Raw genomic sequence first — 13,439 nt, 5'->3', positions numbered from 1 at the left:
TAGGTCCTGCTTCTCCTTGTGGTCCTTGAACCCCTTGTGCACCTGTTGCTCCTTGTGGTCCTTGAGTCCCTTGTGCACCTGCTTCTCCTTGTGGTCCTTGTGTCCCTTGCGCACCTGCTTCTCCTTGTGGTCCTTGAACCCCTTGTGCACCTGTTGCTCCTTGTGATCCTTGTGCCCCTTGTGCACCTGCTTCTCCTTGTGGTCCTTGAGTCCCTTGTGCACCTATTTCTCCTTGTGGTCCTTGAGTCCCTTGTGCACCTGTTTCTCCTTGTGTCCCTTGTGCACCTGCTTCTCCTTGTGGACCTTGAGTCCCTTGTGCACCTGCTTCTCCCTGTGGTCCTTGAGTCCCTTGTGCACCTGCTTCTCCCTGTGGACCTTGTGATCCTTGTGTGCCTTGAGTTCCTTGTAGACCAGTTGCTCCTCTTGGTCCGGGAGGTCCTGGTTTTCCAGCCGGTCCTCGTTTTCCAGCCGGTCCTCGTTTTCCGGCGGGTCCTCTAGGGCCGCGTTCTATTTGACATTGACATTCTCTATTTTTACAACAAGGGCACTCTTCTTTTTTGCACTCGCATTCTCTCTTGTCACAACGTGAGCAACGTTCTTTTTTACACTCACATTCTCTCTTGTCGCAACGTGAGCAACGTTCTTTTTTACACTCACATTCTCTCTTGTCACAACGTGAGCAACGTTCTTTTTTGCACTCACATTCTCTCTTGTCACAACGTGGGCAACGTTTTTTACTCATGGCATCTTTTTATTAGCTGCGTTGGGTTCTCTCCAATTTTTCCCTTCATAAGCTATTTCTCCTTTCTTGTTCGATATTATATATATATCAAGCAAAAATAAAAAACGAAACGGCTAATACACATGGGTAGAAAAAAGAGTTAAACTGATTTTTACTCTTACTTTTACAGCAAGAGCATAATCTTTCCTTTTTCCTTTTTCTTGAAAAATAACTATAAAGTCTGTTGTCATAATAAAAACAGAATTACTCCAACCTTTTCTTCCACAATCTAGCCCTTTAATTGAACAATACACCTGTAGTTTTAGGGTAAAAAGAAAGACCCTATTAATACAGGGTTTTTAACAAACTTTATTATAAATTTTCAAACTTTATTTAAAAACCACACTTTTTTCATAATAAAAAGGCCAACTTATTAAAAAAAGGTGGCCTTAAGGGGGAAACATGAAATTTGAGAGAACCACTTTGAAGAGTCTACAACAAGTTCTACTTTTTGCACATTTGGTGTATAACATAAAGAATTCATTTGTTCATCTTTTTGTTCAACTGTAGATTTACAACAAACTGAGTCGTTGTTATGCAAATCTTCTACATCGGTTTTTGTATAGAAAAATTCCCACTCATTCCCGTTAGGATCCGTTACCCAAAATTTATCTTGGGTAGCATAACAACAAGTTACATCCATTTCTTCACGGGCGAAAAAGCCTAACTTTTCTAAGCGTTCTTTATGTTGAAGAACATCCTCTAAACTGTTTACTTGAAAGCCAAAATGGCCAACTTGATTTCCAGATACTTAATCAAATAGTCCCACAGCAAACGTTAGATTTAGCCATCGCATTATTTAACAACTTAATGGAACGAATAACTGTTTCTTTTTCAAACTCGTTCATATGAGAAAAAACTTCATTCAAAAAAGCATTCATTTGTTGGTCGATCGTCGTTGCAATAAATTTCCCCTCTGTTGTTAGGGATAGAATACTGAATCGTCTATCATCTGGATCTGGTGTTTTTTTCACCAAATTCATTTTCACTAATGATTGTACCTGACGGCTAAATGTTGTAATGTCAGTACCTAATGTGTCTGCTATTTGTTGCATTGAAGGTTTATGCTGATGGTCAATCTCATAAAGAATATGACTTTGTATGAGGGTAATATCGCATCCGCCAGCACTGCAGCAATTTTTATTTAAAAGACCAAAACGTCTTGTCATAATCTGAAATAATTCACGGGTATTTTCCAATATTCCCCACCTCTTTATTTTATAATACAGAATAACTTGCAAAATGCAACCATTTATTTTGAATTATTTTTTAAATTTTGATACGCTGTTACAAAACTTTGATACGTCTCTTTCCCGTATATCTGTAGATCGCCTTTAAAAAAGTTTTGAGTCATATATTCATTTGCCTTCTCAATATCATAGTTTCTTGAAGAGCCTACAAGCTTAAAGTAAGCTTCAAAATAATCAACGGAGAGAACACTTGAATGATTTACTGTCACAAATCACCACCACCTTTACTTAGTTTGAGCAATTAACTTCTCCATGACCATAACATCAACGTACTTTCCATCTAGAATACCCTGATTCTTAAATATGCCAACCTCACGATACCCTTTCTTTAGATATAGGCCTTGACCAAGCTTATTGAACGGAAATGTAAATAGAACGATTTTATGAAAATTACTTTCTTTTGCTAACCTCTCAATTTCAGCTAATAATAAACTTCCAATGCCCTTCCCTCTGTATTCTCTGGCAATGTATACTGATAAATCTGCGACTCCTGCATACGCACATCGGTTATTATAAAGATTTAATGAGGACCATCCTAAAAGCCGCCCTTCTTGTTCAGCAACAATAACTTTAAATCGTCCTTTGTGTTGTTCAAACCACTCTTTCATGTACAGAAAATCTTTTGGTTCAGATTCTAAAGTTGCTATTCTGTCTTCGATTCCTTGATTGTATATGTTCAGAATGGATTCTAAATCCCTTTTGTTTGCTTCCCGAATCATGACCATAATTTTCCCTCCAAAATTACCAACTTCTTCTTGTTAATAAATATAAAACAAATACTTGCAATTTGCAAGTGTTTTGTATATATCTTGTTTTTACAAAAATTTAACGCCTTAGAGGCTTCCCTTTAAGGCGTTAAAAAAGTTTATCACATTCAAATTTATTGCGAAACATCACAATTATCCAATCTTCTTATCATACTTCCGCTCATCTGGAACAAACAAGATGCCAAGTTCGTGGTGGTCGCCTTCGTAGAGTGCGCGCTGAACGAAGCGAATCTCGCCATTTTTATCGAGTACATCGAGTTTGCAATGGGCGCGGTTTTTTTCCAATGCCTCGTAAAGGGAGTTTTCATCCCGGACAAGCACACCATTGGCTTTGGCGATAATTTCCCCGACTTGGAGTCCCATTTTACTTGCTGGGGATTCGGGAATGATGCCGATAATCATCAAGCCATGATTCTTTTTTGAAAAATAAAATGGTCTATTTTCGTCCTTTAATGACGCCATTAATGTTAAAGATTCACGCCCAATTACGGCTAACGCCGCAATGACAATCGAAACTAACGGGTACCAATAACCCGCCACCGAGAGAATCGAGATAAAAACCCCGAGCATAATGACTTGCCGGCCATGAAGCTGGATTGCTTCATTTGGGAGCATCCCTTTGATTTGCTGGTTAAAGCCAATCGCAAAGGGAACAAGGATTAGCGTGTACTCATTCGCACCCAAATGAAATACCGGCCACCAATCAAATGGCAGCTGGAGCGCGTCACCCGGAATAAGCATGAACAGCGGCATCATCCAGAGGCGCTTCACTTCATGGACACCAACACTTTGACCGCGCTTGCTTTTTGCTAGTTTCGGAGATGTTCCCTTGCTGCCATTTTTTAAAATCAAGACGCCTTCCGCAATAAGCAAAAGGCCAAGAATCACGACAACGGAAGGATATACCTTGTCACCAATCGAATGAAATGCCTTTGAAAAGAGCGGAATCGTCCAGTTATTTTCTGCGATTAATATCATCGTGAAAAAAGCAGCCCCGACTGTGTATACAGGTGAGATCAGCCGAACATTTGTCGTCAATGACCACAAAAATGTGAATCCAGCGATTAATAGAATGGCAGCGAAAGGTACAGCGATTCCGGCCGCGACAACAATAATCGATAGAACAAGCCCGCAAAGAAGTCCCAGCGGAAACAACTGCCGGAGTTCGTAATAAGCATCTTGGGCTCGAATATGGAAATTTTTCCGCTCCCGTTTTACCCTCATAACACCTAAAATCCCAGCAAGGAAAACGAGATAATATAAAACAGGATGAAGAAATAACTTGCCTGTCCCTTTAAGTAGCTCCACAAGCCATGTTTCCACCATTTCCTGCCACCTGCCTAATTCAAATTTCTAGTAACCTATTATCTAAAAGTCCCTAATGCTTATTTTACCAAATTACAACCATAAAACATATTGCTAGTTTCTAAAAAAGTTTTAACATACAATTTTTCATTACATTTAAAGAAAAAAAGAGACCGAGGTCTCTTTTTGGTTTATTTCGTGATCAACTTCAACGCCATCTGCAGCTGCAGGTCATTTTTCTCCTTTTTCATTTCCTTCATTGCCGCCTCTTCAAGCTTTGCCGCTGTTTTGGCATCAATTTCCCCGGTCGGCTCAAGGCCTTTGTCCTGCTGGAAGCCTTTAACAGCCATTGTAGTTTCAGCGCTGAAGTATCCGTCTGTCCGGCCCGGTGCAAAGCCCAAGCCCTTTAAAATTTCTTGAGCATTTTTGATCTGTTCATTGTTCATATCCTCTACTAGCGTCTTCTCAACTTGAATCGGGTGGGTAGCAAATATTGCTGGCTGTTTGATGGCCACATCCGGTTTAATCCCCTTTTTATGAATCCAATTCCCATCCGGGGTCAGCCATTTATAAAGGGTTAATTTAATATTACTGCCGTCGCCCATCGGTACCGGCTGCTGAACGGTTCCTTTTCCAAAAGTTGTTTCCCCGACTAGCTGATAGCCAGCTGCTTCCTGTAATGAACCGGCCAAAATTTCCGAAGCAGATGCACTGCCTTTGTTGATTAGGACAAGCACTGGATAATTCTTTTTCTCGGAAAGGGTAGAGAAGAAACGCTGTTTTTTGCCGGTACGCTGTTCGATTTGTACATATGGCAAATCCTTCGGGATAAATTCTTTTAATATATCGCCGACACTGTCTAAAAATCCGCCGGGGTTGCCGCGGACATCAAGGATTAGACCTTTAATGTCATCGTTTTCCAAAGCCTTCAAGTCCTTTTTAAAATCAGCCGCTGTATTTTCAGCGAAGGAGGTGATCTCGATATAGCCGATCTTTTTGCCATCATGCTTCTTAACGGAAGCATGGACGGTCTCAAGCGGAATTTCATCGCGCTTGACGTCAATCGACAGCGGTTCCTTTAACCCTTTACGGGCAATCTCTAACGTTACCAGCGTCCCCTTTTTGCCGCGGATTTTTAAGGTTGCTTTATTGAGGTCCAGCCCTTCGACACTTTTGCCGTCAATTTTCAGTATTTGATCATTTGGTTTAATACCTGCTTTTTCCGCTGGAGAATTCTTAAACGGCGAGACGATGACTATTTTCCCCTCGACCATCCCGACCTCAGCGCCGATGCCTTCAAAGGATGACTCCAAGGTTTGGGTGAATTGCTTGGCCGTTTCCTTGTCCATATAAACTGAATAAGGATCCTTTAACACCGAAAGCATTCCTTGGATGGCGCCTTCAACCAGTTTGTTTTCGTCTACTTTTTCAACATAGCGGCTTAGGATCAAATCATAGGCCTGCTCAACCTTTTCAAGGTCCTTAATGTCCGTTACAGCGTTTACAGGTTGATCTATGGGGATAAGAGCTTGCTCGAGTTTGTCGCTGCTTTCCTTTTTCTCTAAAAATTGCATTCCAGCATAGGTGCCCCCCGCTCCGGTTAGAAGCGAACCCGTCATCAACAGGGCCATCCATTTTCGATTCATGTAGAATCCTCCTCAAGATAAATATGCCTGTTATATCTATTTTTGTAAAAAGGCACCGAATTCCTGCCTGTTTATTAACTTATATGTATGAAATGGACGAGTTATGATTATTTTGGAAGTTCTCTTTTTCCGCAAAAAAAAGAAGAAGCGCATGCCTCTTCCTTGGTTTGATTATTAAATTGGAACAATGCCAATTGGATTTATTGCTGAATGATAGGCCCATGGTCCTTTGTAAAGTTCAAAGTGTAAATGCTGGCCATGGGAATCACCCGTATTCCCCATGGTGCCGATCCGTTGACCTTTTGAGACAGATTGTCCTGGTGATACTTGGAAACTTGACATATGTGCATAAACAGTTGTATAAACTTGACCATTTATCGAATGCGAAATATATACTACATTTCCATAACTGCTTGAATAATGGGCAACCGAGACAACCCCATCTGCTGCAGCTACAATGGGTACATTGTTGCCGCTTTGGGCAATATCAACACCATAGTGAAATGAACCATCGCGTCCGCCATATCCTGATGTAACACGACCAGGTGCTGGTCTTGTAAAGCTGCCGCTTGAAACCTGTGGTGCTGATACAGAGGGACTGCTACTATTGCTACTGCTACCGCTGTTACTGCTGGCTGCTGCCTTTCTCTTAGCTTCAGCTGCTGCTGCTGCTGCCGCGGCCTCTCTAGCCTGGCGTTCTTGTTCTAGTTTGATTGTTTTTTGAATCGATATCTCTTGAGCCGCAAGAATTTCCTCCTGCTCCTTTAAATCCATCATTCCTTCATGGGCTTCATGCTCTTGACTCTCTAAACTTCCTAATAGTTTATCCTTTTCAGCCTTTTGGGCAGTCAATTGTTTATTCATAGTTTCCAAGTCTGCGAGCATCTTCTTTAAGCTGGCAAGGTCATTTTCCACTTGAGTTTGTTTCTCCTCAAGCTCGTTTTTGTCGGCTTCATGCTGCTTTAAAATATCTTGGTCTGCCTGCATAATGGTTGCCACAGCATTCGCACGGTCAATAAAATCGCTAAAGCTCGTTGACCCCATTAACACATCTAAGTAATTGACCATTCCGCCCGTATCCTGATAGCTGCGGGCCCGATCCTTTAGGAGGACATTCCGCTTCTTAATCCGCTCCTTGAGAATCTTTGTTTCTTCCTGAAGCGTCGCAATCTGAGCTTTTGTTTCTTCTATTTTTGCAGCTTGTTCATCAATCTTAGCAGCGGCGTCGCTAATTGCTAAATCAAGGCGTTTCAATTCGCTCTTAACGCTTGCCTGCTGATCTTGGAGATTCGTAATCTTATCGTTTGCTTGATTAATATCCGATTTTATATCGGAACGCTGCTCATGTATTTTATTTTGTTCTTCCTTCAGTTTCGAGATTGATGCTGCCTCTGTTTTAGCAGGCATCCCTCCCAAAGAAGTCCCCAGCCCGACCGTTACAGCAACGGCAAGCGAAATAACTGATTTCTTCATCCGATTACTTCCTCCAACTCTATGTATAGGTTTACTATTTCTTTATTTATGTGGTTAACGATCGTTCACAAAATCAGGAAGAGCCTAACAAACAGCCCCTCCTGTTTAGAATTACACTTTCAAGAACTTCCTCACAGACATGACACTGCCCCATACACCAATTACGGCTCCCATTAACATCAGAATACCGGAAACCTGATAAACAAATGGAGTAAATGGCAGCACTTTGATAAACGTGCCCTCAAGTTTTGGACCAATATAATCATAAGCACGGTAATAAGCGGTAGAAATCAATATAATAGGCAAAATTGAGCCAACAATACCAAGCCATAGTCCTTCCAAGAAAAATGGCCAGCGAATAAATGTATTCGTCGCCCCTACTAATCTCATAATCTGGATTTCTCTTCGTCTAGCTATAATCGTAATTTTAATTGTATTAGAGATTAAGAAAATGGCGGTAAAGAACAAGCCAATGATTAACACAATTCCCACGTTACGGCTCGCCTTAATAAACTTAAATAGCTTCTCGACCTTACCTTGTCCATATCTAACCTTTGAAACATAATTCAGCTTTTCAGCCTTTTGTGCAACTACCATCGTATCTGTTGGCTTTTTCGTTTTTACAACAAAGACATCGTTTAGCGGATTATCCTGTTCAAAAAGCTTAAAGGCCTTTCCGTCCTCGCCAAGACTTTTCACTAAATTATCAAGCTCGCTCTTCTTTGGTGAAAAGGTGACAGTTTTAACTTCTGGCATTCTTTCAATCTCGCTTTTTAAAGTTTGCTGATCTTTCTCATTGGCGGCAACATCGATGTGAACGCGAATTTGCACGTCATCTTCAATCGTTTGGGCCACTCTATTTAAATTCATCATAATAACGAAAAAGACACCGACTAAAATAAGCGTTACGGTCACGGCACTAACGGATGCAAACGTCATCCAGCCATTCCGGCTAATATTCTTTAAACTCTCACGGGCGTGACGGCCAACTGTTCTAATTTTCATAACCGTATTCACCTCTTTGCTCATCACGGACAATTCTGCCGCCTTCTATGGCAATCACGCGATGCTTCATTGTGTTAACAATCTCTCTATTATGGGTCGCCATTACTATCGTTGTGCCCCGATTATTAATTTCTTCAAAGATGTTCATGATTTCCCATGAAGTCTCTGGGTCAAGGTTCCCAGTAGGCTCGTCAGCAATTACAACCTTTGGTGAATTGACAATGGAACGGGCAATCGAAACACGCTGTTGCTCACCGCCGGAGAGCTCCGTCGGAAGCATTTTTATTTTATGCTTTAAGTTTACTAATTCAAGGACTTCCATGACCCGTTTGCGAATGAACTTTGGCTGTGCTTCAATCACTTCGAGAGCAAAAGCGACATTTTCATAGACTGTCTTGGTCGGCAGCAGTTTGAAGTCCTGAAAGACCACGCCAAGATTTCTTCTGAAAAGCGGAACCTTTTTCATCTTTAATTTGGCAAGATTCACGCCATTCATTGTGATTGTTCCAGTGGTAGGTACTTCCTCGCGGTACATCATTTTGATGAAGGTCGACTTCCCGGCACCACTTGGGCCGACGACATAAACAAATTCGCCCTGATTAATCCGGACGTCTATTCCGTTAATGGCGGTAACACCATTTGGATACTTTTTATATACCTCTTGCAACTCGATCATTTATTTATCACCTTTATTAAAAGATCGTTCGAATCGTGGATTCGACAAAAATCTTTATTTATTTGCAAAATGGACCAGAATATCAAAATATATGTGCATTATTTCGCATAGACACATTATAACATCAAAAATCGCTAAGATGGGCGGAAAAAATATTACAGTTTCTTTTCAAACAATACAAGATTCGACAAAATTCCCTATTTTTTTTAAAAAAATACGTCCTGTGAAAATACACAGAACGTTTTGGATATTTTTTACTTTTTAGCTGCAAGCCAATCTGCCACTTTTTCAGCGTCGTCGCCTTGAATTACATTTGGCGGCATGCCGCCTTTACCATTTTTAATCGTATTCAAAATGTCATCCTTAGAAAGCGTTGATCCAATCTTGGTTAGGTTCGGTCCCATACCGCCCTTTAAATCGACTCCATGGCAGCCAGAGCATTTTTGGTCAAAAATCTTTGCTGCATCACCGCCGCTTGCAGTGTCCTTGTTGGTATCAGAGCCGCCCCCACAAGCAGCAAGTCCCATAACTAGGGATGTTCCCAACACAAAACCTAGTAGCTTTTTCTTCATTATCGATACCCCTTTCAGAAAATAATACCATCAGAGAACTATTATACCAATCCTACTCACGTTTGAAACCCTCGCCTAACACTTCCGCCGCGTCCATAACAACGACAAATGCAGATGGGTCAAGGGTTTTGACCAATTGTTTCAATTTTGTGAACTCCGTTTGATCAACCACACACATGAGGACAGGCCGTTCATGGTCAGTAAAACCACCATATGCAGATAGTTTTGTCACACCACGGTCAATTTTATTCAAAATGCCTGCACGCACTTCTTCTTGTTTACTCGTAATGATCATCGCCATCTTTGACCTGCCGAATCCAACCTGAATGAGGTCAATCGTTTTGCTTGTCACATAAAGGGCTATTAGGGCATACAATCCCTTTTCAATATCGAAGACGATGGCGGCGGTAAGAACGATTAAGCCATCAATCATGACAACACATCTGCCAAGGGTAAAACCGGTATATTTATTAATAATCTGAGCGGCAAGGTCGGTCCCGCCAGTCGAAGCTTTCCCTCTGAACACAATCCCAAGTCCTAGTCCGACACCAATCCCGCCGAATAAAGCAGCAAGCAAGGCATCATGCGTCCATGGCTGTAACCCTTTTGTCAAAAAAACAACAAATGGCAAAAAAATCGTACCTGCCAGTGTTTTGGCTCCAAATTGTTTTCCCAATAAAACAACCCCGGCAATGAACAACGGAATGTTAAACGCCCATTGGACATAGGCAGGCTCCCAGCCAAGCACTGTTTTTAAAATCGTACTAATCCCGCTTACGCCGCCGGAAGCGACTTGGTTTGGCAGCAAAAAGACGTTAAACGCCATGGCAATGATCGCGGAGCCTATTAGGATAAAAAGATAATCGGCCACGATTCTTAATCTTGGATAGGTATGTGTAAGGTTACTTAAAATATTCATATTTACTTTCCCCTCTAAAATCCTTTTTCAATCATTTTTTCTATTTACCGAATGAGAGTATAGCATGGGAGAAATCTGCTGTAAATGACAATAAGCTGACGCGATGAAGGACTAAAATTACTAGTAGCATTCACTATTGATGGGGGTTTCATGAGGTAGATCATAAAAGGAGGCTGTGTAAAAGAATATTGTTGATTTTGATCACAATGTTGATTGGAGTGGAAGGCGCGAGACTCCTGCGGGAGCAGCGGGACAGGTGAGACCCCGCAGGCGCGAGATTCGCCGAGGAGGCTCACCGCCCGCCCCGCGGAAAGCGAAGCGCCTGGAACGGAAATCAACATTCACTTCTAACACATCCAAAAAGGAAAGCCTTTGCCGAAATGGTCGGCAAAGGCTTAATTGTATGATAGTTTTTTTTTCAAGTTGTTACGAAATTCTCGACCTTAAATAAGCATTGATAAATTGATCTAGGTCTCCGTCCATGACGCCTTGAACATTGCCGCTCTCTGTATTGGTCCGGTGGTCTTTAACCATTGAATAAGGATGGAAGACGTAGGAACGAATTTGACTGCCCCAGCCGATTTCCTTTTGCTCTCCGCGAATTTCCAACAGCTCTTGTTCCTGCCGTTCGATTTCCAATTGATAGAGCTTGGCTTTGAGCATTTTCAGCGCTGCCTCGCGGTTTTTAATTTGCGAACGTTCCGCTTGGCATGTAACGACCACACCAGTTGGCAGGTGGGTAATCCGGATGGCCGAATCAGTGGTATTGATATGCTGTCCGCCCGCCCCTGTGGCACGGTACGTATCAATTTTTAAATCCTCTGTCCGAACTTCAATTTGGATATCGTCATTCAGTTCTGGCATCACTTCACAGGATACGAACGAAGTGTGGCGCCGTCCAGAGGAGTCAAACGGCGAAATCCTTACCAAACGGTGAACGCCTTTTTCAGCCTTTAAGTAACCGTAGGCATTATGGCCTTTGATGGCAAGCGTTACACTCTTAATCCCCGCTTCATCGCCTGGAAGATAATCAAGCGTCTCAACCTTAAAGCCCTTTTTCTCAGCCCAGCGTGTATACATCCTGAGGAGCATCGAGCCCCAGTCCTGCGACTCCGTTCCGCCTGCACCCGGGTGCAGCTCCAATATTGCATTATTTTTATCATACTCCTCACTTAAGAGAAGCTGCAGTTCAAATTGATTCAAACGGCCTGTTAACTGCTGAAGCTCAGTTTCCAATTCCGCCCGAAGTTCTTCATCATTTTCTTCCTTGACAAGCTCATAGGTCAATTCCAGATTTTCAAACGAGTCATTTAATTCATGGAACTCATTTACCTGGTCCTTTAAGCCATTTGCCTCACTGATCACAGTTTGTGCCGCTTGCTGATCGTTCCAAAAATCAGGCTGGAGCATCACATCGTCAAGCTCGGCAATTCTTGCTTCTTTATTTTCTAGGTCAAAGAGACCCCCTAAAGTCCACTAATTTCTTAGCTGATTTTTCCAATTCATTGCGAATTTCTGCTAATTCCATTTTCGTCACCTCTATAAAAATTACATCCTGTTTTCTAGTTTATTCTGACAAGGTCTGTTCAGTTCCTTATCCATTATAGCGTGATAGTAGTTAAAAATTCAAAGGTTGACCAAAAATAGGCTCTTTTTTTTAAGTATGTTAATATTCGATAAGTGAAAAATGGTACTATTAAATAAGAGCTGAACGGATGAAATGAACCTATCAAATCAACTGTTTAATACATAGCATATTGAAACAAGGGAGTGAAGTGAGATGGAGAAAATAAACCGGAATGATCTTTGTCCTTGCGGGAGTGGCGAAAGGTATAGTAAGTGCTGCGGGGCAAGCAAGGCAATTTCGATTAACCAGATTATTGAAAGTGAACTGGACGAGCTTCAAAAGCGAATCCTTCAATTTGCATTCTTTCATTTTGGGAATGAAATCAATGATGATTTTGAGGATTTGGTGGAAATAATTGATTTTGATATTGAACAGGAACGGGAATTCTATGAGCTCATTCACGCCATTTGGTTTTCCCTGTTTGAGGAATTGGATGACGAAGAAACAATTATTGAGAAATTTATTACCGCTGAAGCTGGAAAAATTAAGCGCCCTAAATTGAAGCAAATTCTCCAATCATGGAGTGATGCAAGAGTGATTGCCGGCAGGGTCGTCAGTGTCGAAAACAATCAGCTTATCGTTGAGGATGGCTTTACCTCCGAACAACTGAATGCTGTTGTAGCCAACGTAGCTGTCACGATTGAAGAGGGTTCTTTCTTCATTGGTATTATCGTGCCTTACGAGCAAAATTACCTTTTCTTCCCATCACTATTTGATTTGCCTGACCTAAAACCTGAGCATGGCTTTTCCTATATTGAAGATAGCAGCTTGGATGCTGACTATGACTCACCGCAGGAATATTTGACGGACTTTTTCTTAGAGGTCTTAAGTGAACTGCCTATGATTGGCGGGATGCTGGAAATAGAAGAGATGGAATGGTCTGCACCAATTTATAAAGAGGTTGCCGATATTTTCAAGGCGAAGCTTGCGTCTGAGGTACCGCCTCCGATTGTCGACACCGGGATTATCCTGTGGTTTAATTTTTGTGAGAAAAAGAAAAAGCGCATCGAAAATCCAAATCTTTATGCGGCGGCTGTCCATTCTTTACTGTCGACGATTGCACCTCTTGGAGAAACCAGAACGCTAAAGGAGCTGACAAGGCTTTACGGCGTTACATCAAAGTCAAAGGCCATTTCTACAATTGTTTCAGAGATGGAAGCTGAATTATCTTCGGAAATAGCCGAGTTGAAAGGGTTGGTTTATGGAGGTGAGGAATCCCCCCCATTGCCGCCGTTTGAAACAGCAGCCATCATTGAGTTTCCGAAAGGCGGGAGCTCTGGAAAAGATAAGGCTGGTAAGCAGAAAAACAAGCCGGAACTGGAGCTCATTAAGAATGAAGGCAAAAAAGGATCAAAGAAGGATCAAGGCGATTGAAATGAAAAACGAGAGGCGCATTTATGCTTGCCTCTCGTTTTTGT

The 13,439-nt window shown here is 41.8% G+C and carries 13 protein-coding genes and 1 pseudogene; 1 reads left to right on the top strand and 13 read right to left on the bottom strand.

Annotated elements, in window-relative coordinates:
- The 13 genes and pseudogenes from ACIQCO_RS03730 to prfB all read right to left on the bottom strand — a co-directional run.
- The coding region (locus ACIQCO_RS03730; protein WP_483873664.1) for a collagen-like domain-containing protein at positions 1–742 on the bottom strand (742 nt) is incomplete at its 3' end.
- 508 nt (positions 743–1,250) lie between these two features.
- A pseudogene (locus tag ACIQCO_RS03725) lies at positions 1,251–1,532 on the bottom strand (VOC family protein); the annotation flags it as partial.
- Positions 1,533–1,536: 4 nt separating this feature from the next.
- A complete protein-coding gene (locus ACIQCO_RS03720; RefSeq protein ID WP_400426093.1) occupies positions 1,537–1,980 on the bottom strand; it encodes a MarR family winged helix-turn-helix transcriptional regulator in 444 nt (147 codons plus the stop codon).
- A 53-nt stretch (positions 1,981–2,033) separates the two neighbouring features.
- On the bottom strand, positions 2,034–2,240 hold the full coding sequence (locus ACIQCO_RS03715) for a hypothetical protein (RefSeq protein WP_400426092.1): 207 nt from the start codon (positions 2,238–2,240) through the stop codon (positions 2,034–2,036).
- Positions 2,241–2,255: 15 nt separating this feature from the next.
- Positions 2,256–2,756, bottom strand: a complete 501-nt coding sequence (locus ACIQCO_RS03710; protein ID WP_400426090.1) for an arsinothricin resistance N-acetyltransferase ArsN1 family A — start codon at positions 2,754–2,756, stop codon at positions 2,256–2,258.
- 174 nt (positions 2,757–2,930) lie between these two features.
- The gene (locus tag ACIQCO_RS03705; RefSeq protein ID WP_400426088.1) at positions 2,931–4,124 is read right to left on the bottom strand and encodes a PDZ domain-containing protein; all 1,194 of its coding nucleotides are present in this window, start codon (positions 4,122–4,124) and stop codon (positions 2,931–2,933) included.
- Positions 4,125–4,294: 170 nt separating this feature from the next.
- Positions 4,295–5,749, bottom strand: a complete 1,455-nt coding sequence (locus ACIQCO_RS03700) for a S41 family peptidase (protein ID WP_400426086.1) — start codon at positions 5,747–5,749, stop codon at positions 4,295–4,297.
- Between the two features lie 174 nt (positions 5,750–5,923).
- Entirely contained in the window at positions 5,924–7,222 is a 1,299-nt protein-coding gene (locus ACIQCO_RS03695) for a murein hydrolase activator EnvC family protein (RefSeq protein WP_400426084.1), read from the bottom strand.
- 111 nt (positions 7,223–7,333) lie between these two features.
- Entirely contained in the window at positions 7,334–8,227 is an 894-nt protein-coding gene (gene ftsX / locus ACIQCO_RS03690; protein WP_400426082.1) for a permease-like cell division protein FtsX, read from the bottom strand.
- A complete protein-coding gene (gene ftsE, locus ACIQCO_RS03685; RefSeq protein WP_400426080.1) occupies positions 8,217–8,903 on the bottom strand; it encodes a cell division ATP-binding protein FtsE in 687 nt (228 codons plus the stop codon). Before ftsE ends, ftsX begins: the two co-directional genes overlap by 11 nt.
- A 254-nt stretch (positions 8,904–9,157) precedes the next feature.
- Complete coding sequence (gene cccB / locus ACIQCO_RS03680) at positions 9,158–9,475, bottom strand: cytochrome c551 (protein WP_400426078.1); 318 nt, start codon at positions 9,473–9,475, stop codon at positions 9,158–9,160.
- A gap of 52 nt (positions 9,476–9,527) precedes the next feature.
- On the bottom strand, positions 9,528–10,394 hold the full coding sequence (locus tag ACIQCO_RS03675) for a YitT family protein (RefSeq protein ID WP_400426076.1): 867 nt from the start codon (positions 10,392–10,394) through the stop codon (positions 9,528–9,530).
- Positions 10,395–10,820: 426 nt separating this feature from the next.
- Positions 10,821–11,922, bottom strand: a protein-coding gene (gene prfB / locus ACIQCO_RS03670) for a peptide chain release factor 2 (RefSeq protein WP_400426074.1) whose coding sequence is annotated in 2 segments (ribosomal slippage) — positions 10,821–11,849 and positions 11,851–11,922 — 1,101 coding nt in all. Because the reading frame shifts where the segments join, the coding sequence is not laid out codon by codon here.
- A gap of 252 nt (positions 11,923–12,174) precedes the next feature.
- Here prfB and ACIQCO_RS03665 point away from each other — a divergent pair.
- Complete coding sequence (locus ACIQCO_RS03665) at positions 12,175–13,395, top strand: YecA family protein (RefSeq protein WP_400426072.1); 1,221 nt, start codon at positions 12,175–12,177, stop codon at positions 13,393–13,395.
- Positions 13,396–13,439 lie beyond the last annotated feature (44 nt).

Source organism: Neobacillus sp. NPDC093127 (genome assembly GCF_044754175.1).
Taxonomy (GTDB): domain Bacteria; phylum Bacillota; class Bacilli; order Bacillales; family Cytobacillaceae; genus Neobacillus.
This window is presented reverse-complemented; position numbering and strand designations above follow the sequence as displayed.

What these genes read in the sequence shown, in the direction of transcription:
- ACIQCO_RS03710 (WP_400426090.1), bottom strand. Translation starts at nt 2,756, where the DNA reads ATGGTCATGATTCGGGAAGCAAACAAAAGGGATTTAGAATCCATTCTG.
- ACIQCO_RS03705 (WP_400426088.1), bottom strand. Translation starts at nt 4,124, where the DNA reads ATGGTGGAAACATGGCTTGTGGAGCTACTTAAAGGGACAGGCAAGTTA.
- ACIQCO_RS03700 (WP_400426086.1), bottom strand. Translation starts at nt 5,749, where the DNA reads ATGAATCGAAAATGGATGGCCCTGTTGATGACGGGTTCGCTTCTAACC.
- ACIQCO_RS03695 (WP_400426084.1), bottom strand. Translation starts at nt 7,222, where the DNA reads ATGAAGAAATCAGTTATTTCGCTTGCCGTTGCTGTAACGGTCGGGCTG.
- ftsX (WP_400426082.1), bottom strand. Translation starts at nt 8,227, where the DNA reads ATGAAAATTAGAACAGTTGGCCGTCACGCCCGTGAGAGTTTAAAGAAT.
- ftsE (WP_400426080.1), bottom strand. Translation starts at nt 8,903, where the DNA reads ATGATCGAGTTGCAAGAGGTATATAAAAAGTATCCAAATGGTGTTACC.
- cccB (WP_400426078.1), bottom strand. Translation starts at nt 9,475, where the DNA reads ATGAAGAAAAAGCTACTAGGTTTTGTGTTGGGAACATCCCTAGTTATG.
- ACIQCO_RS03675 (WP_400426076.1), bottom strand. Translation starts at nt 10,394, where the DNA reads ATGAATATTTTAAGTAACCTTACACATACCTATCCAAGATTAAGAATC.
- ACIQCO_RS03665 (WP_400426072.1), top strand. Translation starts at nt 12,175, where the DNA reads ATGGAGAAAATAAACCGGAATGATCTTTGTCCTTGCGGGAGTGGCGAA.